Genomic DNA, 20998 nt, shown 5'->3' with positions numbered 1-20998 from the left:
GCCCCCGGAAGGGAATGCCGATATTAAAGGCGTTTAAGAAGGTTCAGTGGGAGTGGTGATTGGAGTTCTGGCCATCGGCCAGGATGTTGCCCGCAGCGTGAGCGTTGCCGTTGATTTCCAGGTCACCATTGAGCGTCGTGTTGCCGTTGATCGTGGTATTTTCCGCTGTGAGGTCGATGTTTTTCCCTGTCAGCGAGATATCGGCGGCGACTTCCACCACAATACGCTCAATACCGCCCCTGACTGTCAGCGTATGGGTGGCGCGGTTATAGCTGAACTCTGCGCCGTCCGCGTATCTCGTGCCGCGAACGTCTTTGTCGCTGAACGGCGGTGTATCGACGTCCGAGTAAACCGCCCCCAGAATAACGCCGTCCTCGCCGTTGGCATCGAGCAACACTTCAACCTGCTCACCGACGTCGGGGAGCCAGTAGTCCTTATTGTCCTGGGTGTTGCGCTGCAGCACGCTGAGCCAGTTGGTACGCATGTTATCGCACTCAGGCAAACGAACGCGGGCCTGAACCCTGTCGGCGTCGATGGCGCTGACCGTACCGACCTGACGGGTGACGCCTGTCATTACTTCTTCTCCTTTATTACCGTTGATGTGCTGCCGTCCGGTTTATAGACGGTCAGCGTCTGTGTTTTGCCGGTCTTTTTGCCTTTCTTCGCCTTGCCCTGCGTGACCGGCCCCCGCGCCACCTCCAGCTCGGTGATGTAGCCGCCGTTACGATCAAACGTGTGCCGGGCCATGGTTATCAGCCACTGTCCCGACATCTGGCCAAAGCCCGCCAGCTCGATCTTGTTACCCGCCGTCAACTGCGGCGTCCCCATCAGCGTCAGGGAGCCGTTCTGCTGGTACTCGTTGTGTCTGGCCAGTGCCGAATCCGCCTTAATCCGGGCGCTGTCCGGGTCACTGACGCGGCTGTTGACCTTAAGAGAGTCGGCGCTGGTGACCTTACCGCCTTTGGCCTGTTTGTCGCTGTCGCTGGTACCTCCATCGGCTTCATAGACGATCAGCTTTTTACTGCTGCTCTTCTGGTGCTTCACTTTTGCAGACTTATAGACCCGGTTGATGGTATCGCGCAGGGAAAAGCTGGCCACGTCCTGTGGCGAAAGCTGCCTGACTGGCGCCTGGCTGCGAAGCGTGGCCAGATGGGAGAAAACCAGCTGGTCGCTGACAACCTTTACTGCATAACCGTACTCGCTGGCCAGGCGGCGCAGGAAGGCAACGTCTGTTTCGGCATACTGGGTCACCCGGTCTATTTTGATGGCCTCAATACTGCCTGCCAGCTTCAGCTTGTGCTTTTTGGCGATACGCCCGGCAATGGCCGCCAGCGTGGTGTTCTCAAAACCACGACTGGACTTTGTCCGCAGGGCATTATTGACCGAGGTGGCCACGCCCCGGATGGCGACCGCAGACGGCGGTGAACTGACCTCAATCTCATCGAGCGAGAACGTACCGCAGGAGAGCAACTTCTCTCCGCTGTAACCCAGTTTCAGCGTCAGCGTGTCCCCCTTGCCCGGATACCACTTATCCATCCAGCGGCCATCTGTGTCGTCCAGCTCCACCTCAATGGTATCGGACTCGCTCTTGATGTTATCGCTGTAAGTCACGCGGGTGACATACGGCGCAATATCGGTGGTGATATTCTTCTGCAGATACCACAGAGTGAATACCGGACTCAGCACATCGCTGACGCCGGTCAGCGATGATGCAGCCTGTGCGGTGCTGTTTATCTCAGCCATGGGGCGATATCCTCTTCTGTGGTGGCGTCGGCGGCCTCAATAACCGGAATCAGTAACAGCAGGCCGGAGGGCAGCACCGGCGTGATGGCCACGTGTGGATTAGCCGCGATAATCCGGGGATAGCCCAGCGGGTCGCCGTAATACTTCCATGCGAGGGAATCCCAGCGCTCCCCGTCACGGGTGACATGCTCAAGAAACATTACACGCTCCTTGCCAGTATTCTGGCGGCCATGGTGCTTAACCCCGGCGACATGCGGGTGAAGGTGGTACCAGCGGAATTCAGTTGCCCTGAAACGGCATCCAGCGCCGCTGCAATATTGCTGCTGTCCACATTGCTCAGTGACGACTGCGCCTGCTGTACATACGTGGCCGCCTCACTGGTGGCTCTGGCCAGACTGATGGCATCAGGCATGGATTTGGCCAGTGCATTGAACGCCGGAACGCTTTGTCCCAGCGCCCCGGACACGTTACCCAGACCACTCATCAGCCCCGGCACGCGGGTCAGTGCGACAGTGGGGTTATCCTTCATCTTCTGGGCAACCCGGACGGCACTGATGGTGGTCTGAAGAACGGACTGTGCCTGTTTGGCATAATTGACGCCGTCGCGGACGTACTTTGCCACCCCGGACGGCGAAGGAACGGCTCCGGAGACCGTGCCTGCGCCGGGTACCTGGGTGCGTATGGCGGGCGGCTGCAGCGGATTTTTGGGGTCGCCGATATACTCCCGGAGCGACACGGTGGCATTGACGGCCAGCACGTTACCGGTGCTGTCGGTCTGTTCGCTGGTTGCGGTCACGTCTGTAATCACAAACCAGCCGCGATAGTCACCATTACCGAAAACCAGCGCCAGCGCCTGATGGGCTTTCATGGCCGTTCGCAGGCGTGCCAGCTCCACGTCGGGCACACAATAATGCTGATGGAAGACCAGGCTAATCTGGATTTCGTCCAGCTTATCGCCAACGAACTGCAGACCGGGCTTACCCTCAATTCGGGGATGTTCAGCGTAATCGACGCCGAACGTCGCCTCGAAGCCGTCCCAATATGTAATCAGTTCAAACTCAATATCACCCAGAACCGCAAACATCAGCTGTACCTCCGGCGTTGTTGCTGTGCCAGCAGGCGCTCCAGCATTTTCTCAAGTTCATGCACGCTCATATTGAGCGCACCAGTCAGCCCGGCAGGCGTCGACGTCTCTTTACCGCTGAGGTAGAACTGAGGGTTGAAGTTCACCTGGATACCGCCAGACGCACCACCACTGGCTGCAGTACCGGCTCCACGTCCGCTATACCCTGCCGCCATAATCTCTGGTGGGGGAAGGCGAGGCACGTCCGGGGTCATTTCTTCAGCCAGTCGTTGCCCGGCGAGCGCCGCAAGTGGTGTGGTTCGCTGCAGGCCAATAGCAGCACCCTGCGCTATGTTGTCACCAAAGCCCATAAACACCCGGCTCGGCGAGTGGATACCCAGCTTTTCTTTAAACCAGCCGCCGACGCTGTCGCCCATATCGGTGACAGTGGTTTTGAGCGACTCCCATTTATTTTTGATGCCATTTATCAGCCCATCAATAAGATGACCACCGAAGTCAGTGAACTTCGCAGGCAGGTCAACGCCGAGATACTTCAGTGCAGCCGCAAAGGTTTTATAGAGCAGGCCCACCGGCGACCAGTTAATCAGCAGCCTGCTAATTCCTGCGATACCGCCGTTAAACGCCGTTTTAATATCAGCCCAGCGCTGCTTAAACCAGCTGCTGACCGCTCCCCAGTTGCGATAGATAAGATACGCCGCTGCGGCGATGGCGGTGATGGTCAGACCGATGGGGTTCATCATCAACGCCCGACCAATCCAGAGAACGGCTCGCCCGGCGAGCATGATGCCGCGAACCAGCCCACCCGACAACACGCTCCCCAGTGTTCTGGCTCCTTTAGCGACAGTGCTGAAGCCTGTTACCAGCCAGCGAAGCTTACCGCCTTCACCCAGTGCCAGCGTCAGGCGAAGCCAGCTGGACTGCAGGAGGACGATATTTTTCCAGACGCTGACGAAGGGAGAGATAAGCAGATTAATACTCAGCTTAAGACCAATGGTGGCCATCTTAAAGGCCAGTAAGGCACCGACTACTTTGATCGTACCGCTCACCAGTTGCGGGTTTGCTGTAATCCATTTACCAACGCTGTCCATTAACGGGATAAACGTTTCTCCCAGTTGGATCAACGCCGGGCGCAGGGATTCACCAATGCTGATAGCTGAATCATTAAAGCCGATCTGCGTTCTGCGCCAACGGCCTTCCAGCGTATCGTTCTGTTTCGCAGCATCCTTATCCAACGTGGACATTGCAGATGGCGTGTTCATTTCCTGCTTGTTGGAAAGATATTTATCCCATCCCTGACGCATCGATAGCAGGTGATTAACGGTCTGGATATCAGTGAACACCTCTGCCAGTCCAAAGGATTCCATCAGTTTCTGCTGGCCTTCCTGATCGCCTCTTGAACCTGCTGCTTTCCACTGCTGTAAAAACGCTTTACCTTTCCCGTCAATAAAGCGATTGGCAATCATCAGAGAAGATTCGTACTGGGAAAACCCCTGGGCGACATAGTTCTGCATCGACCCCTGGTAATCCACTCCGGCTTTGGCGTACTTCTGGATAGTGTCGCCACGCCCCATAGCCGCCAGCCAGTTGGACATATTGGTGACCGCTTCTTCAGCTGAGCCACTGCCCTTACCAACCTCCAGACTGGCTACGATCTGGGTAATGGCCTCCTTACCGTAAATCCCACGGGCCGCGAAGGCTTTGGCCATGCCGGGCAATGCTTTTGCCATATCCTTCAGCTCAAATGAACCCAGCTTGGCGCCCGTTGCCGCAATACCAAACGCCTGCTCCAGCTCTTTGGCGTCGGTAATTCTGAGCGCATCGCTGAAGGCATAGGTCATTTTTGCGAGATCGGTCATATCGGCTTTGGTCGCTGTAGCCGCTTTACCCAACAGTCCGGCAAATTTGGCCGCCTGCTCCGGGTTCATACCATCAGCAACCAGTTGACCGACACCGCCCAGCAAAGATTCCTGCAGTTGGTTAACTCTGAGCGACGCCTGGCGAATGGCAGTGCCGATAGCCTGCTCCTGCCGTGCATCCAGGTCACCGGTAATGCTGATATCGCGCAACTGAGACTCAAACGACGTGTACTGTCTGACGGAGTTCATAACCGGCGCACCCAGCGTTCGGGCGATGGCATAGGTCTCAGCCCCCTGGCCGTACAACGCCATACGGTTGGCTTTCAGTGCATCACTGGTGGCCGATACTGCCGATAGACGGCGCTGCTGGCGTTCAACGCGCTCCATCGTTCGACTGACCTGCAGCAGGTCGCTGTTCAGGCGCTGCATCCGGGAAGAACCCAGTTGGCCATAACGTTCAGTCGCACGGGTTAAGGTATTCTGGCGCTCCTGCAGGCGGCGTGAGGTATTGCTCAGGGAGTCGAGGGCGCGTCGGGTGCCGCTCATCGCTGAGCGGAAGGTGCTGCCAATCATACCGCCAATAACAACACCGACGGAAAAGTTACTGGCCACGGGATATCCTCCGGGTGGTATATAAAGGAAGAAAGCAGCCGTTACCGGCTGCTGTCATGTTCATCAGTTTCTGTCGCCGTCGCCATACTCGCTTTTGATTTGCTCTTCAGCCTGCTCCAGCCACATCTCCAGATCGTCAGTATCGAGCGCCTCAATCTCCCCCGGCTGGAACCGGAACCACCTCGCCAGCAGCCCCTGCGCCTTTGTCAGCGCTGTCATGTTTCTTACCCAACCCTGTGATTTTTTGAAATCGGTCCTGCAGCTCCAGATAGTCAGCCAGATCCATATTGTCCAGGTCTTCCGGCAACAGGCCGGTACTGCGGGAAATCAGCGGCTCATCCCAGTCTGTCGGGTTTTTGTGGGTCTTCTTGATCTGCTTGAGGTCTTTAACCGTCAGACGATTGAGCGTGAGTTGAGCGATCGAATTACCCGCTGCGGTGGTGAAGGGATATTTCAGTGTGAAGATTTCGGCTTCAGTTTGAGTCTGTGACATGTTCATGCTCCTGTGTAAGTTCAGGGCAGTATGTCTGGTGGAGAACGTGGCGGATATTAAAGGGGATTAAGAAGAAAGGGGCCGCAGCCCCTGTTATCAGTGGGTACGAAACCCCTTGCAGTTACGCAGGAAAGCGATGAGAAGTGCTTTTCCTTCAACTTTGCCGATGCCGGTGAACCAGTGCGGGGGTGGCTCCCATGCCTCAATCAGGTCGGCCAGCTTCCGGGCTTTGGCGCGGGTACAGTCAATCGGATCGTTGGTTTTCTGGGTGTTAAACAGCTTTTCCACCCCCGGAATATCCAGAATAGTGAACCAGGTAACATTTGCCATCCCGATGCCACCGCAGTTCCTGCCTTTGTCTTCAATCTCAACGGTCACCCTGGCTCTCCGTTGTCTGCTGCGACTTCAGCTTGTACCCCTCAAACTGCCACAGTGCTTCCGTGGCATTATGCTGCGCTTTGGCGATGGCCAGCTTCCTGCCAGTCTCTTCATCGAACAGTCCAGGATGCGCCGTTGCACTGAAACCGCTGCTGACCATGAAACCATCGGGCATCAGGGCAACGGCGATAGTCAGCGTGGTGCCCGGAAAGTGATGGGGCTGATAGTTCAGCGATGCCACCAGGTCGTCTACCGTTTTGCGATCAACTTTGGGTACCATCATGATTATCCCCCGATATTGATACGGAAGTCAGTCAGCTGGTCAACGCCACCGACGCGGAAGATGTTGGCCAGATAATCCAGCTCCAGCAGCTCTTCGCCGTCCAGCACCTGCTTGATGTACGTGCAGGTGAAGCTGCTGGAGAACTCGGCGTTCTCGTGCTGTTTGAACGACCCCAGCGGGTTCTTCTTGAACATGATCGTCAGGAAGGTGACCAGCGGAATCTCATCAATCAGTCCCTGCGAACTGTAGCGCTGGACGCTGGAGCGGCACTGCAGCGCCAGCGACTTATACGGGTTCGCGGCAGACAGCATCGCGTCGCGGTAAAAGCTGTTCCACTTGATCTCGCCCTCAAGCTTGTCGAAGCCTGCCGGGAGTTCCACCTTGCCCACCATCCCCAGTGCCTTATGCTCCTGCATGGTCATCGACACGTCAGGCAGTTTGACCTCCTCGGCCCGGCCCAGCAGGTTAGCACCATCCAGATAGATGTTGGCATTGGTGATGCGGTTGATCTCAATCTTGGCCATCAGCTATTCCCCTTCAGGGTTAACAGGTATTCCGAGGTGATCTCGGTCTCAAAGGTCAGTCGCTCCAGCGGCGGGGGCGGCGTGTATTTGTAGCTCAGCAACAGGTGACCGGCAGCCAGCTCAGTCTCTTCGTTACGGGCCGGGTCAAACCAGCAGCTGAAGCCCAGCAGCGCACCGTCGCCAATCAGTTTGCGTCCGTAGGCGTTGACCGATTCCGTCAGTGCATCAATCAGCGCCTGGGTGATGGGCTGGTCGATGTATTGCTGGCTGAAGTAGCGCAGGGACTCGTTGATCACATCGCCGGTGCGCCTGACGTTCTCAAAGTTGCGCATATGGGTGACCGTTGGCCAGGCCGCCATCCGGTTGCCCCACAGACGCAGGCCACTGCCGTAGCTGCTGAAGACCGTGGTGATGCCCTGTTCGTTGAGCAGGTTCACCTCACTCTGTGGGTCGTCAATCATCGCTGACAGCTGGCGCTCCACGCCGGTGATACCCAGAATCTCCTGATTGGAGGACGACCACCAGTAGCCCTTATCCAGGTCGACTTTGGCACGCAGACCTGCAGCCCGCTGGCTCAGCGGCTCCAGTCGCTCGCTATTGGTGGCCGCGTCGTACACTTTGACATGCGGATAGCACAGGCGGGCACGGTCAGAGCTGGTATTGAAGTTGATGGTGCCTTCCGGGCCACGCCCCGCCAGTGCCTGAGCAAAGGTGGTACCGATTGGGGCATCGATGTAGGTCACCGCACCCAGCTTTTCAGCCATGGCGATAAGCTCTACCGAGACGCTGTTCTGGGTACAGAACACCGGCGCAATCAGGATTTTGGCGAAATAGCCGAACAGGTTGAAGCTGTCGTTAAGCAGCTTCATGCCGGTACGGTTGCCTGCGGCGTTAACGGTACCGATGATATCAGCCGGAGTGACTTTGGTCGGATCGGCATAGTTATAGCTGGCCTTCACTGTTGCATCTGCAGCAATGCTCTTACCGAGGTTGGTAATCGCCCCTGTCTGTGCATCAAGCGAGTAGTCCTGACCTTCCACATAAGGCTGACCGTCGCTGTCCGGTTTCAGTACCAGTTGCGCGACCACCGGATTAGCCAGCTGTGCTTTGCCCGTCGCCTTGTCGAACGTTACGTCTTCATCGGCTACAGCGGTTTTATGCACAGCAGGATCAAGCACGTTAATGACCAGAACGGTGCCTGCGCCATGGTCGTAGATCGCATCCAGTGCCTGCGGAATGGTAAAGCCGGTGAGCTGGCTGCCAAACGCCGCTGCATCTTTCTCAGACAGGCACTGCACCAGCGTATTGACGTCGCCCATCGGGGCGGTACCAATCAGGCCAATGACGGCAGACTTCACCGTCTTAACCGGGCGGGCACCGTTTTCCACCTCAATAGTTTCGACACCATGCAGATAGTTAGCTGCCATGGGAGTCCTCCGTTTTCACATCGCTGTCGCCGCCGTTCCTGCGCTTTGGTGACTGCACAACCGGTGTGCTGGCGGGTTTAGTCTCTTCAGATACCGGCGTCAGATGCTTCAGCGCCACCAGTACCTTCACATAGTCATGTTCCTCTGGCAGGGAAACATTCTTCCCCGGCCAGAGCAGGATTTCGGTTCCGTCCGACAGCGTGACGCCGCTGGCCGGGCCGGAATAGCGGTATTGTTTCATCACTCGCTTTCCTCATAGTTCACTTCGGTTAACAGCGGGCCGGACGGTAAATCGCTGTCTTCGATAAAGACGCTTTCTGTCGCAAAGTCGAGGGCGTACTGCCACAGCCCCTTGACCTCACCGATAAACACTTCTCGGGTCAGCCAGATACGACGGCGGCAGTTCGGTGGGGTGTAGCCGCCGAGGATGCGGCGGACTGCATCCAGGACGTCTATCGCGCCTCTTTTGCCGTTGAGCTGGCGGAAGACCACCGTGACGCAGAGCTGGATGGTCTGGGGCTGAAGCACCGCGCCAATATCATCCGGTTTATCAAAGCGCGACCCGGCATAGCTCACCAGTAGCGCCCCCACAGAGTGATTCAGGCGGTATTCAGCCGGTTTCTCCGGGAAATATTCCACTGCCAGCGACGGGAGCTTTTCCCTGAGACGGGCTACAACCGCATCGATAACGGGCAGGACGTTCATCAGTATTTCTCCAGTAAGCCATCGCGCCCGCCAAAGGTGGGGCGGCGTGCCCGCGCCCGGATTTCACCGGACTCGGGCACATCTTTCTGAGTGGACTGCAGCCCCAGCGTGAGCTTTCCGTCACGGATGGCTTCCAGTTGACGGCGTGCCTCTTTATTGTCGTCCTTGACAGTGTCAGGCAGGTCGCCTTCAGGTCGACGAGCGTACAGGCGATAACGGGCCAGCGTGATGGCAATATCCCGCAGAACAGTCGGTACCTCCGCCAGCGGCAGGGTGTAGCGGCCACGCAGATGCGCATCAATCAACTCATCGGCGTAGCGAATGCAACTCTCAACCACGGCAGCGTTGACCGGGGGGGACTCATCAAAACCAACCGACTCATTGGTCAGCTCAATGAGCGTCCGCTCCGGCACCTGCTCCAGTAAGTCCGCCAGGGTGCAGTACATGTCACACCCCGCGCAGGATGCGGATAACGTCACCTGCAGCCAGTGCCTCATCCAGCGCAATCCCGGCAGAAACACCCGCCGGGGTGTCTTCCGTGGCGGCTGTCTGGGGCACGGCGCAGGCGTTAGCATCCGACTGAACGATCTGCCCTTTGGCAATGGCGGCTCCGACCTCGACGGCAACGATGCCCAGCACATTGACCGGGGTTAAATCACCGGCAGCGGCATCCACCTCCGCCACGCCGAGCGCCACGGCACCGGCCTGACAGGGCGCGTTATCGGCCCCGACAAAGCGCTGTTGCGTCAGCGCCGCGCTGGCCGTCACGGTAGTGGTCAGAATGACCTGCTGAGTTGTACCCATGACCATTTCCCCTTATTTAATGATGTTGGTGACGAGATACCCGGCATCGCCACCGACCACGGCGACTTTGTAGATATCGGTATAGCGGCAATACTTCACCTTGCCGCCGACGCCGTCGTATTTATCCGCTACCGGCATTCCTTTACGGCGCAGGGTATAGCCGAACGACGGCTCGTTTTCGTCGGCGCTGTCGGTGCCTGGCTGCGGCTTGCTGACGTAATGCAGCATCAGGTTGTCAGCCCAGATATCCGTCGGGACTTTGTCCTTGTTCTGCGCGTCTTTCATGGACGTCAGGGAGACCGGCTCGCCGACCACCACGTCGTCCATCTGGAAAAGGTCTTTCAGAATTTCCAGGGTGATGCGCTTACGCTCGTTGGCACCAATCGCTGCCTGAATCGCCGGATGGAACTTCAGAACCGACATCACGCTGGCCCCGATGGTCATCAGGTTGGGACGCAGGCCGGTGGCTTTACGTACCGCGTCAATCCCGCCTTCAATGATGCCAATCGGATCGCCCTTACCGCCGACCCAGCGTTCCGCAGCGGCCAGCGCTTTGACGTTAGCCGCCAGGTAGACGCTCTTGTCCTGGGCCAGTCGGGCCGCATACAGCTCACGCCGCAGATTGACACCACTGGTTGCACGACGGATGGCTTTGGCCTCTTCGTTGAACATCGACTCGGCCTGCTCGCGGTAGTCCACCGGCGCGGCCAGATCGTGCTCGTTGAGAACCAGATCCAGTTTGCCGGTTTTCTCACGCACCAGAACGTTACTGTCGGCCCCCACGGCACGTTCGGTGTCGTACTCCACAAAAGCGGACTTGCCAAAGGTCGGCACGCTGACGCCTTCCTTGTCGGTTTGTACGATGGGGAAGATTTTCTCGCCGATGAACGCGGCATTTTTATAGCCGCGAGCGATGCTGGTCAGCACCGGATCAACGACGCGCTTACCCTTTAAATAATCAGACATGCTCTCTCCTTAATCACAGGCAGCGTGCGACAGCAGCGTCATAGCTGATGCCTTCTTTTTTCGACAGTTCCTGCGCTTTCTGATGCAGCGCCAGACGTTCAGGATCGGACTCGGCAAACTCAGCCGGGGCCGATTTAACCGCAGGCACGTCAGCGCGGTCTTTGGTCGCGTGCTCGCTGAAATTCAGCACCGGCTCAGTGCTGTCCAGCAGCGTCCTGAATGCCGTGGCCAGCGGTGTGCGAATGTCGCCTTCAGCAAATTCGACGGGTTTATCGCCCGCAGAAACCGCGTCCAGAATGGCCACGACAACGGACTTCGCTTTGGGAGCCAGACGGCCATCGCCGACCAGTTTCTCGGCAAAGGAGACGTTTTCGGCATGCAGTTTGTCCTGCTTCGCCTTCGCTTCCTGCTCTGCACGCTGAGTGGCTTCCGCCTTCAGACGGGCGTTTTCCGCCTGAAGCGCTTTGATTTCTTCTTCAGTCATGGTGCTTTTCTCTTGTTGAGGGTTGGGATTGTCTTCACTGAATGCCGGTTCATCCTTGTCCGTGTCGCGGTACGCCTTCTCGCGCAGGGACTCGACCTGCCACGACGGGATCACCTTTTCCGTCTCATCCAGACCAAACTGGCCAATCAGAAAATCGCGCAGGCGGCCCCACAGAGTGGCATTGGTCACGTCGTTCCAGTCGGCGAACTCGACGACACCTTCTTCCTGCTCGCCGAACGACACCTGCTTCAGCCCCTTAATGGACGGCGGCTGTGCGCCCAGAAAGCCGACGTGACGCAGATAAAGCGTGCCGGGCTTCGGGTTGTTCGGGGAGTCAGGGAGATAGAACGAGGCCGAGACCTTCTTGAAGCGTCCGTTGTCCACCAGTTCGGCAAACTGCGGGTCAAGCTGATCAGGCTCCGCCAGCAGATCACCGCCGTTGAGAGACAGGGATTTCACCCAGCCCCATGCCGGGTCTTCCGTTTTGGGGTGACCGATGACGAGCGGTGCTTCGTGGATGGTCGGGTCGTAGGCTTTCACGCAGGCGGCCAGGTCGCTTTGCGTGAACGGCAACTTCTTGCCGTGCATATCGGTATGAGTACCGGCTTTAAAAATGTGAATGGCTGACATTTTGCTGTCCCGCGTTACGTTGTCGGGAACAGTGTGTGGAAAAGCCGCCAGCAGTGCTTTTAATCTGCTTTAGAAAAAATCGTGGGGGAGGAAAGACAGCGGAGGGAAACAGCGACGATTAAAGCGGCAAACGAGGGGGCTGTAAACCTTTATAAAGGCTCCGGGGCGGTTAACACGGTAAATCACCCGCCCCGGAGGGTAAAATTCAGCGACGGGCCGCAGATTCAAGATGCCGGACAACGGTATCCAGAACCGACTTTTCCGCCTCTGGCTGCAGTTCGCCATCGCCGGTGATGGGTAAATAAGGGCGGGCCTCCAGTTCAACGGATTCATTACGGCCAGTTTTGCCGCCGAACTGGTGAATGGCTCCGTAAACGACATTGGTACCTACCGCAGCCTGCCTGTCATCATAGTTTGTCGATACCGACCCCATCAGACGCCCGGTAAGCTGCAGCGTCTGGCCATCACGCTCTTCAGCCGCCAGCGAGGGTGTCCAGGCCGGGCGGCCCTCATCCATGAAGTTAAGCTGGGTCTCCGTCAGCAGGGTTCCGGCGATTTTACGCATCGCGGGTGTCAGGTCTGTCGCCGCCAGCTCCAGCGCATTCAGGCTCTGACGCAGCGATTTATCATTAATGGTGATATTGACCAGATTATCTGAAGCCATCGTTATCCTCTCAGTTCCTGCTGTGCCAGCGGTTTAAGGGTACCCTGATAGCGGGCAAGGTCGGGACGGTAAGCCGCGCCCGGCGCATAAGACCAGCCGACGTCGGTGGCCACCTTAGTGGTACCGGTGTTGAAGGTGGCGACGTTCTGCATCTCGCCGGTTTTCTCTGAGACCAGTTTCAGCTCCCACCCCATAGCATTGCTGGAGTTCACGACCTTCAGACCACGGGCGTGAACCTCCGCTGCACTCAGAGCAATCACCCCGCAGCGACAGCGCCAGCCGTTCGGTGGGTAGAACGCCTGCCAGAACGGGTCATCATAGCGCAGTACCAGACCATGCAGCGCCAGATGGCTCTTGCGGGTATGGCTGTCGTTGATGCCGGTATACATCCAGTACGGCCTGTCGTCGACGTTCTCCATCTGCTCAGCCCAGCGACCGGCGCTGTAGAGTACGGACATATTGGTGCGAAAGATGGTGTCGAGCCGCCACGGGCTGCCCTGCTGGATGGTGACCGGCTCGCCCGTTACCGGGTCGGTGGTGTCACGTGGCCCCCACCATCCCTTACGCTGCAGCTCCGGCTCCAGCTCCTGCCGGAACCAGCGGCCTGTTTTTCCTTCATCGACAGCCTGCTGCAGTGCCCCGCGAATATCTTCTAGGATATCCAGACGGGTCACTTTGGCGACGGTAAAGGCGCGGGCATGGGCATCCTGCCACATTTCCTCCCAGTCCCAGGTGATTTTGTAGCCCTTTGATCGCAGGTAAGCGATAGCCCGCTTTGGGGGTAATGTCATGCAGTAGGCCAGTTCAGTCGTGGTTACGCTCATGCAGACGCCCCCAGAGACTTGCAACAAAGATAACCCTGGCCAGCCGCTCCTGCAGATCTTCAGCGTTCATCTGCGGGTACAGCTCGGCCAGTTCGCCCAGCAGCTCAGACGGGTTGACGCCGTTTTCAACCCGCTTAAACAACGGTGCCAGTACCGGCTCCAGCGTGCCGTTTAACGAGCCTCCGTTCATCAGAATATCCAACGCGTCGTCCAGGGCCTGCTGAGCCTGAATATCGGCATCCACCGCCTCGGCGAACGACAGTGGCAGTCCGTTATTCTGGCGTTCTGACGGGGGTGTTTCGTCAATATCCCCGTCCTGGAGCTGGTACTCGCGCTTGAAGTATTGCGGGGTGAAGACCACACCGGCGCGGCTGAGCTTCTCGTCGCGGGTCGCCTGGGTATCGTCAACCGTTCCCTGCTCCCACATCTTCCAGACGGGGCTGGCCACATCCCCGAAGTTCAGCGACACCGCCATTTTGATGGCCTGATTCACCGCGCTTTCCACAATATCGGCATCCGCGTCTCGGATATCATCCGTAACCTCCAGCCCGGCCTGCGCGGAGGCGCGGTTACTGTTGGCCTCGGTGGTCTGGTTCTGCCCCAGCAGGGCGATGGAGATTTCACTGCGGGCCAGCGTAATCAGGTTCTGATAAATATCGCTACTGTCCGCTTTGCCTGCGGCCTCCTTGATTTCGATGGAGGAATCATCGGGGATGGCCGCCACCGCGTCTTCCACCATTGCCTCCATGGAATCCAGCAGCAGGTCAATCTCACCCTGAGCGGTACCGCGCGGATGCTTGCCGATAACCCACGGTGAGCCGTATTTCTCGGCAAAGCGCACCCAGAACTTCATGCCGCCTTTTTTGAAGGTCACGGGCCAGAAGCACATCGACAAATCAGGGAAGCCATACGGGTTGTCGTAGGTCGCATCCTGACGCGGTACCACGAACTTGTTCAGCGGTACCGGCTCGCCTTCCAGCCCGGCGTCTTTAGCACGAAAGCGCAGCAGGTTGTCATTGTCGAACTGGAACCATTCGGGCGGTTTCCCCACGATATCAGCGATAGCCCAGGACTTTACAGAGCGGCCCCACATGATTTCGCAGGGCTGATATCCGTAGAGAACGGCGTCGGTCATCTCGCCGATAATGCGGGAGATATCCAGATCGTCGAGCATATCCCGGATGAAGCTGAATACCCGCGCTGGGGCATGGCCACGCTCCAGACCCCGCTCCAGCGATTTAACCGCCGCCTTACGCCTGCGGATACAGCCACCGACCAGCGGGTCGGTACGCAGCTCGCGATAGATACGGATATCGCGGCCCTGAGACTTGAGAATAGGGTCGGGGTTGGGCAGGTACATCCCCAGCCCGAAGAAGTCGATGGAACGGCTGCGCGAGGCAATCTGCTCCGTCAGTGTTTTAGTGGGTTCAGCAAATTTGACGAACTCACTGGGTGAAACCCAGAGACCTCTGGCCATCAGTATCCCTCCAGCATACGGGCAGACTGGCGGCGACGGCGCGAACTCGCCTTCACCGGCCCTTTGTTAATTTCACGGCTGGCAAACCAGGCCAGTGCCACTGCAATGGCGGAGTCACCGTGGCGTTTACCGCCGTCAGATTTGGCTTTTGAGCGCTGTTCCGGTACGCGGGGGACGCCGTTTACCACCTGTACGGCCCGCAGATCGTCCAGCGTGTCTTCATCCTTTGGTAAATCCACCAGGTTACCGTCTTCCAGCGCAGCTTTAACCGGCGGCATATGCTCCCGGTACCAGCCCTCGGTTGGCATCACCTGCTTAACCCGGCTGGAGCCATAGCGCTGCATGGCATATTCAGCAAGGTAAGCGCCGTTGCCACGAGCGTCGAACGCGGCACCCAGCAGGCCGGGCAGGCCGTCCATCAGATACCAGGTGATTTGCTCCTGCTGTTTGAACGGCACGTTGCGCAGCTCCATCACGAACGGCACCCGGCGTACCAGGTTTTTCTCCTGCAGCAGGGGATAGTCCACCGACAGATCACCGCTGCGACCAAAGTCGCGCCCCAGGAAAGAGCGGGCATCAGCGGGTAGTGCCTCCAGCAGCGGCTTCAGATGTGTGTCCAGCCAGTCCTGCGTCTCGCTCCAGCGCACCTCGTCAGGCAACAGCTCGTAGCCCTCCGGACAGGTCAGACGCAACACCGGCGTATCAGCGGACATGCGGGACTCAATCAGGGCACGGGACAGCCAGGCGCCGCTTCCGTTGGCCGGGATACAGTCAAGCTCCTCGGATGCACCGGCACCGTAGAATTTGTACACCGACGCCATCCACGCCTGTTCAGCGGCCTCCGTCCATTCCTGCCCGGTGCGCAGACAGACGCGGTGGAACAGCCCTTCGGCCACGGCTTCTTTGAAGGTGATGCGTTGTACGCTACCGCCCTGACGCCCGGCGCGGATGTCGGTGATCGTCGTGTTAAATTCATTGTCATCACCGTCATGGGTGGAGATAACCCGCACCTTACCGCCCCAGATCAGCATCGCCATTGCCGCTTTCAGCAGCTCTTTCAGTTGCTCATGGAATGCGGCTTCATCAATGACGATAACGCCCTGACGGCCACGCAGGTTAGACGGGCGGCTGGAAAGCGCGACAACACGGAAGCTGGAGTCGGGAAACTTGATGGTGTAGGTCTTGATGTGTTTGTCTTCTTCCTCCTCTTCCCAGAAGCCTTCTTCGATTTCGCTGGCGGCATAGTTGAACGCCCGCGCCCACATGGCACAGGCCTGGATATATTCAACGGTCATGTCCTGGTTATAGGCGATGTAATACACGTTCATCCCGCCCGCAGCTGCCGAGGATGCGGCGGTCAGCACGTTATCGGAGGCTTCAGCCCAGGTGATACCGGTACGGCGACTTTTCTCCATAACCTTGAACGGCGATGTATCAGCCACCCAACGCTGCTGGTAGGGCAGCAGAACGGGAGGCGCGTCATAACCGGAGGTATCGGGTATTACTGGCGCAAGCTGACTCATGTGGCAATCCCCAGAATTTCACGGCGCAGCGCCTGTACCGCGTCGGCTGACAGGCCACCCTTGCGGGCAATTTTCTCGGCGTTGCTGGCCGCCTGTTGCGCTCTGGCGCGGACTTCAGTCTGGAACTTCTTCAGGTTGACGGACGCGCGGGACAGCGTGGCCACGTTCTTCGCCACCTTTGACAGCAGCGCCACGCGCTCTTTGGGGTCGACGTCGCCTTCTTCCGCTTCCTGCAACTGGACAATGCTCTCGAACAGCTCGGTCTGAATCAGGGCGATCACCGCCTCCGAACGCGCATCCTGATCGTCAGCCGCACCCTCGGTCAGCATCCGGGCTGCTTCTGTGGCCGCCCGGATGGCACCATAGCGGCGCTCAATCTTCTGGCCATAGCGATGAATGGCGGATTTGCTGATGACATACCCCTGCTCACGCAGCAGGGACTCCAGCTCGGTATACCCGCTGAAGCCGGATTCAGTCAGCGCCCGCTCCAGCCAGCGACGCACGTCTTCCGGCAGCTTTTCTATCGTGCTGCGTCTGGCCATCATTCACTCCAGTACTTTTCCGGGCGGGCGATGCCGGGGCCGCATTCCACGGTGTATTCCACCAGGTCAACGCCAAGGCGGGTCAGGTCAGCAAACCAGTCGCCGGAGGGCTTCTTCTCCAGATCAACCATCCTGCGGTCTGACAGATAATCCAGCTCCCGGCGCAGCTCCAGCGGCGTGGTATCCGGGTAGATGGCGAGGGCCACGTCCAGCAGCAGCGTTTCGCTGGCGGTATACGGACGGGTTTTGTTCAGGGCAACCAGCAGACTCCAGCGCAGGGACTCCCGGCGCACGCGGGCGATATCAACCATTGTGACCTCCTGTATGGCGGTACCCCTGTACCACTTCCAGTTTGTTATAGAGCGCGTCCAGCTTGGCCTCGATGACCGTCTGTCCCCGGATGTAGTCCTCGCGGCGGACGTAGTTCAGGGGCAGTTCAGCCCGGAAGCGCATGAACTCTTTCTCCAGTTCACCCCAGTTAGAGGTGGACTGTTGCAGCGACTGTTCAAGGGAGGCGAAACGCGCCGCCTGACGCTCCTCCGCCTTGCTGAACAGCCACTTCGCAATACCACCGACAAAGCTCATGAAGGTGATGAGAAAACCCACCACCGTCCAGAATTCAACCTGCAACGTCATTTCTGTAATCCTTCCCGTTCGTCCAGCAGCCGGTTTATCTGGCTGCGCCAGATGCGGCACTGCTTCGCGTTGTCGATGATGTTGGCGAGGACGTCACGCTGGGTGACGCCTGAGTCGCGTAACCAGGCACCAGTGGTTTCAGGCTGCCCGGGCGCTGCGCCAGTGCCGGTGCCAGCGGCGGCAGTTGTGTCTGAATGACCGGTGTCGACGGATGCGTCGTCATACCCGAGTGCGGCGTTGTACTGGCGCACGAAACCGCGAGTAAACACGCACTCAATGGGATGGCTCTTACCTTTTTCATCAATCCAGCGCTGTGTGACATCGTTAACCTGCCTCTGTAGTTGTTGGTTCCGGCTCTCCAGCCGGGCTATCTGCTCCAGGTAACCGGCTTCTGCTTGGTGCCCGGTTGCAACCTGTTCCTGATAACGCTGTGCCCAGGCCTTCAGCGCAGCGTTCTCACGCGTTGCCTGCTCCGCTTTGTACGTATCGAACGCTGACTGCAGCTGGCTTATCGCCTTATCTCCATCACGTGAGGCATTTTCATGCCCACTCCGGTAGCCCAGGTAATAAAGCCCAATCAGAAAGGCGTTTATGACTACCGCCAGCAGCAGACTGCGCCACGGCAGGTTTTTCAGCAGGCTAGTCCACACAGCTGCCGCCTCCCCAGGTGAGATAACGGGGAGCCAGCTCCCGCAGGATGCGCTGCGGGTAGTGGCGGTTCTCGCGCCAGTTGGCGGCGCTTCGCCCGGCATTAACCGTGGCGACATGACCGAACCAGCGGGTGCCATCCAGCCCCTGTTGCGTGGCCAGACGCTTGTCACGCTGCACCCAGCCCAGACCGCCGTTGTAGCCTGACATCGTCATGGCCATACGCTCGCAGTTGTCGGCGGCGCTGACGCGCTGCCACAGCCAGCGGTCATAGCTGACCAGCGCCCGAATAGCCCAGGCGGGGTTAAAGGGTTCACGGCTGTTAAGCCCTGGTACCAGTTGGCTTATCCAGTCGGCGGTGGCGGGCATAAACTGTGCCATTCCCTGAGCGCCCACCGGCGAGATGGCATCAGGTCGCCAGCCGCTTTCCTGATGCAGCTGTGCCGCGAAGTCCGCCACCGGCGCGGAGAGTCCCCATTCCAGCCGGGCATTGCGGATCACATCATCGCGATATTGCAGCGCGGCCTGCGGCGGCTGGGCGGCGCTGGCCTGACGGAAGAAACCACCACTCCAGAGCAACCCGGCCACAAGGGCTGTAGCAGACAATTGCCACCAGAAGCTGTGCTTCCCCGTGCGGGGCTGACCGTGACGGGCCAGCTCAATACCCAGTCCCAGTAGCACCATTACGGCCCAGATAACCTGGGGCCAGTACATGTAGAGAGTCATCATCACAGCCCCGTCGCTACGGCAAGACAGACCGCTGCAACAATCAGCGCCCGGCGGATCAGAGCCGCAGAAAACACCAGATGGAGGCCGGTCTGGACAGGGAAACGACCACTGGCCATCAGCTTTTCATCATGCTTCAGATACTGACCGGGGCGTGCCTTGGGGAACAGCGAACGGTCAAGCCAGTAACCGAGCACTGCCGCCAGCGTGATAAGCGACAGCTTGTACACCACCACCGGCAACTGTTGGGGCGAGACCAGACCGATGGTGCCGAGCAGCAGCACGGCAGTCAGCAGCCAGCCGCTGAGACGGGGCTTTTTAACAGGGGGAATGAATTTTTTAATGGTTTTCATGGTGCGTCTCCTTGTGTAGTGGAGACAGCATCACAAATGTCAGGGGAAAGGGATTTTAAACAGCGTTAATAGTGAGGCGATGGGTCAGCGCCGCATCATGGCTTTGAAAGAACGACCAGCCCGGTGCGGCGAACACCGGGCTGGTCATCAACCCACAGGTATACGCTGTGAGCCGACCAGGGTTCAGTCAGTCTCGCGAGACCGGACTAGCCTGCCATATTTTCATTGATTGCAAAAGGCTTACGGATAATGAAAGAACAATCTTTACCCATCGTTCCATGGATTGGCGGCAAACGCCGTCTGGCTAAGCATATTTTGCCGCTGTTCCCGGCCCATACCTGCTATGTGGAGCCGTTCTGCGGCGCAGCTGCGCTTTACTTTCTCAAGGCACCCAGCAAGACCGAAGTCATCAACGATATCAACGGGGAACTGGTGAACCTCTACCGGGTGGTGAAGCATCACCTGGAGGAGTTCGTCCGTCAGTTTAAATGGGCGCTGGTCAGCCGCCAGATTTACAAGTGGTTGCAGGACACCCCGGAAGAAACGCTCACTGACATTCAGCGGGCGGCCCGGTTCTACTATCTGCAGAAGCAGGCATTTGGCGGTAAGGTGGCCGATCACACCTTCGGAACCTCCACCACCAGTGCGCCGCGCTTTAACCTGCTGCGTATCGAAGAAGAACTGTCGATGGCGCACCTGCGCTTGTCCAGAACGCTGATAGAGCATCTGGACTGGAGCCAGTGTATCGAACGCTATGATCGCCCGCATACGCTGTTCTATTGCGACCCGCCATACTGGGGAACGGAAGGCTATGGCGTGGATTTTCCACCAGGCAATTATATCCGCATGGCAGCGCTGGCCCGGAGCATTAAAGGGAAGATGGTAATATCGGTGAACGATATCCCTGAAATGCGGCAGGCGTTCAACGGTCTGAACATTCAGACGGTGGATATCAGCTACAACCTGAAAGTGACTGGAAAAGCCACCCTGCGGAAAGAATTGGTGATTTGTAATTTTTGATGGGTAGATGGGGGTAGCTCAGGTGGAGCTGCTTATGCAGCACCACCTGAATGTTTAGCCCTGTCTCGGGCATGACCAATAGTCATTATCAGGCTCTGGCGAGAAAACTTTCAAACAACCTGTCCTCGGGGCTTTACCATCGGCGGTCATAGGCACATGTTCCTTGTCCAGTTTCACGGTCAGGTCTCCTCCGGGAACATCGGTTTTATCGAAAAAAACAGCCTGACATGCTGATTTAGATATTTTCACTTCATGGACACTATTTGATATGAACAAAAAACAATTATGGCCAGAGGCCATGTAATCACTCGGGATATTATTCTCATCTTTGATATGAAACTGAACCGTTGTCACCGAGCGTACGCTATCCTCAGATACTTCGAATTTTTCAAAGCTTCCCGCGTACTTATCTAAACCGGGAAGTTGTTGACGGATAAAAGGCAATTCACGCTTTACAACTGGATTATTAGTTTCAACGCTAAAAACCTGCTGCTCCTTAGCTGGAGTGGAGATATCAGTAGGATCAACATTATCTCCACACCCAGACAAGACAAATACCAACGGTAAAAATAATTTGCGCATAGTCATATCCTTAT

Annotated in this window: 28 protein-coding genes; 1 reads left to right on the top strand and 27 read right to left on the bottom strand. The window is 57.8% G+C overall.

All coding sequences use genetic code 11. The features are described 5' to 3' along the window. Positions 1-43: 43 nt before the first annotated feature. The 26 genes from K7R23_RS21935 to K7R23_RS21810 all read right to left on the bottom strand — a co-directional run bounded on the left by K7R23_RS21935 (position 44) and on the right by K7R23_RS21810 (position 19382). Positions 44-574 (bottom strand): phage baseplate assembly protein V, encoded by a 531-nt coding sequence (locus K7R23_RS21935; RefSeq protein ID WP_012905231.1) that lies wholly within the window; start codon positions 572-574, stop codon positions 44-46. Further along, positions 574-1743 (bottom strand): phage late control D family protein, encoded by a 1170-nt coding sequence (locus K7R23_RS21930; protein WP_012905232.1) that lies wholly within the window; start codon positions 1741-1743, stop codon positions 574-576. Before K7R23_RS21930 ends, K7R23_RS21935 begins: the two co-directional genes overlap by 1 nt. Continuing rightward, a complete protein-coding gene (locus K7R23_RS21925; RefSeq protein WP_012905233.1) occupies positions 1731-1943 on the bottom strand; it encodes a tail protein X in 213 nt (70 codons plus the stop codon). Before K7R23_RS21925 ends, K7R23_RS21930 begins: the two co-directional genes overlap by 13 nt. Then, positions 1943-2827: a phage tail protein gene (locus tag K7R23_RS21920; protein ID WP_012905234.1), complete on the bottom strand. Its 885-nt coding sequence runs from the start codon at positions 2825-2827 to the stop codon at positions 1943-1945. The genes K7R23_RS21925 and K7R23_RS21920 overlap by 1 nt, the downstream gene beginning before the upstream one ends. Further along, on the bottom strand, positions 2827-5295 hold the full coding sequence (locus K7R23_RS21915) for a phage tail tape measure protein (protein WP_012905235.1): 2469 nt from the start codon (positions 5293-5295) through the stop codon (positions 2827-2829). The genes K7R23_RS21920 and K7R23_RS21915 overlap by 1 nt, the downstream gene beginning before the upstream one ends. Positions 5296-5446: 151 nt before the next feature. After that, a complete protein-coding gene (locus K7R23_RS21910; protein ID WP_012905236.1) occupies positions 5447-5788 on the bottom strand; it encodes a phage tail assembly protein in 342 nt (113 codons plus the stop codon). 96 nt (positions 5789-5884) lie between these two features. Further along, complete coding sequence (locus K7R23_RS21905; protein ID WP_024132568.1) at positions 5885-6166, bottom strand: hypothetical protein; 282 nt, start codon at positions 6164-6166, stop codon at positions 5885-5887. Further along, positions 6156-6449 (bottom strand): Gp49 family protein, encoded by a 294-nt coding sequence (locus tag K7R23_RS21900; protein ID WP_012905237.1) that lies wholly within the window; start codon positions 6447-6449, stop codon positions 6156-6158. The genes K7R23_RS21905 and K7R23_RS21900 overlap by 11 nt, the downstream gene beginning before the upstream one ends. A gap of 2 nt (positions 6450-6451) precedes the next feature. Beyond that, positions 6452-6976 (bottom strand): phage major tail tube protein, encoded by a 525-nt coding sequence (locus tag K7R23_RS21895; RefSeq protein WP_167321450.1) that lies wholly within the window; start codon positions 6974-6976, stop codon positions 6452-6454. Next, a complete protein-coding gene (locus tag K7R23_RS21890) occupies positions 6973-8400 on the bottom strand; it encodes a phage tail sheath subtilisin-like domain-containing protein (RefSeq protein WP_012905239.1) in 1428 nt (475 codons plus the stop codon). Before K7R23_RS21890 ends, K7R23_RS21895 begins: the two co-directional genes overlap by 4 nt. Then, positions 8390-8641 (bottom strand): hypothetical protein, encoded by a 252-nt coding sequence (locus K7R23_RS21885; RefSeq protein WP_024132569.1) that lies wholly within the window; start codon positions 8639-8641, stop codon positions 8390-8392. The genes K7R23_RS21890 and K7R23_RS21885 overlap by 11 nt, the downstream gene beginning before the upstream one ends. Further along, entirely contained in the window at positions 8641-9105 is a 465-nt protein-coding gene (locus K7R23_RS21880) for a Gp37 family protein (RefSeq protein WP_012905241.1), read from the bottom strand. The genes K7R23_RS21885 and K7R23_RS21880 overlap by 1 nt, the downstream gene beginning before the upstream one ends. Continuing rightward, positions 9105-9551, bottom strand: a complete 447-nt coding sequence (locus K7R23_RS21875; RefSeq protein WP_012905242.1) for a gp436 family protein — start codon at positions 9549-9551, stop codon at positions 9105-9107. The genes K7R23_RS21880 and K7R23_RS21875 overlap by 1 nt, the downstream gene beginning before the upstream one ends. A gap of 1 nt (position 9552) precedes the next feature. After that, a complete protein-coding gene (locus tag K7R23_RS21870; RefSeq protein WP_012905243.1) occupies positions 9553-9909 on the bottom strand; it encodes a DUF2190 family protein in 357 nt (118 codons plus the stop codon). A gap of 12 nt (positions 9910-9921) precedes the next feature. Next, positions 9922-10875, bottom strand: coding sequence for a hypothetical protein (locus K7R23_RS21865; protein ID WP_012905244.1), 954 nt, complete (start codon positions 10873-10875; stop codon positions 9922-9924). A gap of 13 nt (positions 10876-10888) precedes the next feature. After that, positions 10889-11989: a peptidase gene (locus K7R23_RS21860; protein WP_012905245.1), complete on the bottom strand. Its 1101-nt coding sequence runs from the start codon at positions 11987-11989 to the stop codon at positions 10889-10891. A gap of 205 nt (positions 11990-12194) precedes the next feature. Beyond that, entirely contained in the window at positions 12195-12653 is a 459-nt protein-coding gene (locus tag K7R23_RS21855) for a phage virion morphogenesis protein (RefSeq protein WP_012905246.1), read from the bottom strand. Positions 12654-12655: 2 nt separating this feature from the next. Then, entirely contained in the window at positions 12656-13477 is an 822-nt protein-coding gene (locus K7R23_RS21850; protein WP_012905247.1) for a phage head morphogenesis protein, read from the bottom strand. Then, a complete protein-coding gene (locus K7R23_RS21845) occupies positions 13458-14954 on the bottom strand; it encodes a DUF935 domain-containing protein (protein ID WP_012905248.1) in 1497 nt (498 codons plus the stop codon). The genes K7R23_RS21850 and K7R23_RS21845 overlap by 20 nt, the downstream gene beginning before the upstream one ends. Then, entirely contained in the window at positions 14954-16477 is a 1524-nt protein-coding gene (locus K7R23_RS21840; protein ID WP_012905249.1) for a terminase large subunit domain-containing protein, read from the bottom strand. Before K7R23_RS21840 ends, K7R23_RS21845 begins: the two co-directional genes overlap by 1 nt. Next, positions 16474-17019 carry a DUF3486 family protein gene (locus K7R23_RS21835; RefSeq protein ID WP_012905250.1) on the bottom strand — a complete coding sequence of 182 codons (546 nt, stop codon included), beginning with the start codon at positions 17017-17019 and terminating at the stop codon, positions 16474-16476. Before K7R23_RS21835 ends, K7R23_RS21840 begins: the two co-directional genes overlap by 4 nt. Next, the gene (locus K7R23_RS21830; protein WP_012905251.1) at positions 17019-17330 is read right to left on the bottom strand and encodes a hypothetical protein; all 312 of its coding nucleotides are present in this window, start codon (positions 17328-17330) and stop codon (positions 17019-17021) included. Before K7R23_RS21830 ends, K7R23_RS21835 begins: the two co-directional genes overlap by 1 nt. Next, positions 17323-17655: a hypothetical protein gene (locus K7R23_RS21825; RefSeq protein WP_012905252.1), complete on the bottom strand. Its 333-nt coding sequence runs from the start codon at positions 17653-17655 to the stop codon at positions 17323-17325. Before K7R23_RS21825 ends, K7R23_RS21830 begins: the two co-directional genes overlap by 8 nt. After that, the gene (locus K7R23_RS21820; RefSeq protein WP_012905253.1) at positions 17652-18305 is read right to left on the bottom strand and encodes a hypothetical protein; all 654 of its coding nucleotides are present in this window, start codon (positions 18303-18305) and stop codon (positions 17652-17654) included. The genes K7R23_RS21825 and K7R23_RS21820 overlap by 4 nt, the downstream gene beginning before the upstream one ends. Next, the gene (locus K7R23_RS21815; protein WP_012905254.1) at positions 18295-19032 is read right to left on the bottom strand and encodes a transglycosylase SLT domain-containing protein; all 738 of its coding nucleotides are present in this window, start codon (positions 19030-19032) and stop codon (positions 18295-18297) included. The genes K7R23_RS21820 and K7R23_RS21815 overlap by 11 nt, the downstream gene beginning before the upstream one ends. Beyond that, positions 19032-19382 carry a putative holin gene (locus tag K7R23_RS21810; RefSeq protein WP_012905255.1) on the bottom strand — a complete coding sequence of 117 codons (351 nt, stop codon included), beginning with the start codon at positions 19380-19382 and terminating at the stop codon, positions 19032-19034. Before K7R23_RS21810 ends, K7R23_RS21815 begins: the two co-directional genes overlap by 1 nt. A 249-nt stretch (positions 19383-19631) precedes the next feature. On the opposite strand from K7R23_RS21810, the gene K7R23_RS21805 reads away from it, so the two are divergent. Then, positions 19632-20402, top strand: coding sequence for a DNA adenine methylase (locus tag K7R23_RS21805; RefSeq protein ID WP_012905256.1), 771 nt, complete (start codon positions 19632-19634; stop codon positions 20400-20402). Positions 20403-20456: 54 nt separating this feature from the next. Here K7R23_RS21805 and K7R23_RS21800 read toward each other — a convergent pair whose 3' ends face one another. After that, the gene (locus K7R23_RS21800; RefSeq protein ID WP_231851602.1) at positions 20457-20984 is read right to left on the bottom strand and encodes a hypothetical protein; all 528 of its coding nucleotides are present in this window, start codon (positions 20982-20984) and stop codon (positions 20457-20459) included. Between the last annotated feature and the right edge of the window lie 14 nt (positions 20985-20998).

Origin of the sequence: Citrobacter rodentium NBRC 105723 = DSM 16636, from assembly GCF_021278985.1 — a bacterium.
GTDB lineage: Bacteria > Pseudomonadota > Gammaproteobacteria > Enterobacterales > Enterobacteriaceae > Citrobacter_A > Citrobacter_A rodentium.
The sequence above is the reverse complement of the archived record's forward strand: the minus strand, read 5'-3'. Positions and strand labels throughout refer to the sequence as shown.

Bases quoted from the DNA above. Each gene is read 5' to 3' on its own strand.
- K7R23_RS21935 (WP_012905231.1), bottom strand. From the start codon at position 574: ATGACAGGCGTCACCCGTCAGGTCGGTACGGTCAGCGCCATCGACGCC.
- K7R23_RS21930 (WP_012905232.1), bottom strand. From the start codon at position 1,743: ATGGCTGAGATAAACAGCACCGCACAGGCTGCATCATCGCTGACCGGC.
- K7R23_RS21925 (WP_012905233.1), bottom strand. From the start codon at position 1,943: ATGTTTCTTGAGCATGTCACCCGTGACGGGGAGCGCTGGGATTCCCTC.
- K7R23_RS21920 (WP_012905234.1), bottom strand. From the start codon at position 2,827: ATGTTTGCGGTTCTGGGTGATATTGAGTTTGAACTGATTACATATTGG.
- K7R23_RS21910 (WP_012905236.1), bottom strand. From the start codon at position 5,788: ATGTCACAGACTCAAACTGAAGCCGAAATCTTCACACTGAAATATCCC.
- K7R23_RS21900 (WP_012905237.1), bottom strand. From the start codon at position 6,449: ATGATGGTACCCAAAGTTGATCGCAAAACGGTAGACGACCTGGTGGCA.
- K7R23_RS21890 (WP_012905239.1), bottom strand. From the start codon at position 8,400: ATGGCAGCTAACTATCTGCATGGTGTCGAAACTATTGAGGTGGAAAAC.
- K7R23_RS21885 (WP_024132569.1), bottom strand. From the start codon at position 8,641: ATGAAACAATACCGCTATTCCGGCCCGGCCAGCGGCGTCACGCTGTCG.
- K7R23_RS21880 (WP_012905241.1), bottom strand. From the start codon at position 9,105: ATGAACGTCCTGCCCGTTATCGATGCGGTTGTAGCCCGTCTCAGGGAA.
- K7R23_RS21875 (WP_012905242.1), bottom strand. From the start codon at position 9,551: ATGTACTGCACCCTGGCGGACTTACTGGAGCAGGTGCCGGAGCGGACG.
- K7R23_RS21870 (WP_012905243.1), bottom strand. From the start codon at position 9,909: ATGGGTACAACTCAGCAGGTCATTCTGACCACTACCGTGACGGCCAGC.
- K7R23_RS21865 (WP_012905244.1), bottom strand. From the start codon at position 10,875: ATGTCTGATTATTTAAAGGGTAAGCGCGTCGTTGATCCGGTGCTGACC.
- K7R23_RS21860 (WP_012905245.1), bottom strand. From the start codon at position 11,989: ATGTCAGCCATTCACATTTTTAAAGCCGGTACTCATACCGATATGCAC.
- K7R23_RS21855 (WP_012905246.1), bottom strand. From the start codon at position 12,653: ATGGCTTCAGATAATCTGGTCAATATCACCATTAATGATAAATCGCTG.
- K7R23_RS21850 (WP_012905247.1), bottom strand. From the start codon at position 13,477: ATGAGCGTAACCACGACTGAACTGGCCTACTGCATGACATTACCCCCA.
- K7R23_RS21845 (WP_012905248.1), bottom strand. From the start codon at position 14,954: ATGGCCAGAGGTCTCTGGGTTTCACCCAGTGAGTTCGTCAAATTTGCT.
- K7R23_RS21840 (WP_012905249.1), bottom strand. From the start codon at position 16,477: ATGAGTCAGCTTGCGCCAGTAATACCCGATACCTCCGGTTATGACGCG.
- K7R23_RS21835 (WP_012905250.1), bottom strand. From the start codon at position 17,019: ATGGCCAGACGCAGCACGATAGAAAAGCTGCCGGAAGACGTGCGTCGC.
- K7R23_RS21830 (WP_012905251.1), bottom strand. From the start codon at position 17,330: ATGGTTGATATCGCCCGCGTGCGCCGGGAGTCCCTGCGCTGGAGTCTG.
- K7R23_RS21825 (WP_012905252.1), bottom strand. From the start codon at position 17,655: ATGACGTTGCAGGTTGAATTCTGGACGGTGGTGGGTTTTCTCATCACC.
- K7R23_RS21815 (WP_012905254.1), bottom strand. From the start codon at position 19,032: ATGATGACTCTCTACATGTACTGGCCCCAGGTTATCTGGGCCGTAATG.
- K7R23_RS21810 (WP_012905255.1), bottom strand. From the start codon at position 19,382: ATGAAAACCATTAAAAAATTCATTCCCCCTGTTAAAAAGCCCCGTCTC.
- K7R23_RS21805 (WP_012905256.1), top strand. From the start codon at position 19,632: ATGAAAGAACAATCTTTACCCATCGTTCCATGGATTGGCGGCAAACGC.
- K7R23_RS21800 (WP_231851602.1), bottom strand. From the start codon at position 20,984: ATGCGCAAATTATTTTTACCGTTGGTATTTGTCTTGTCTGGGTGTGGA.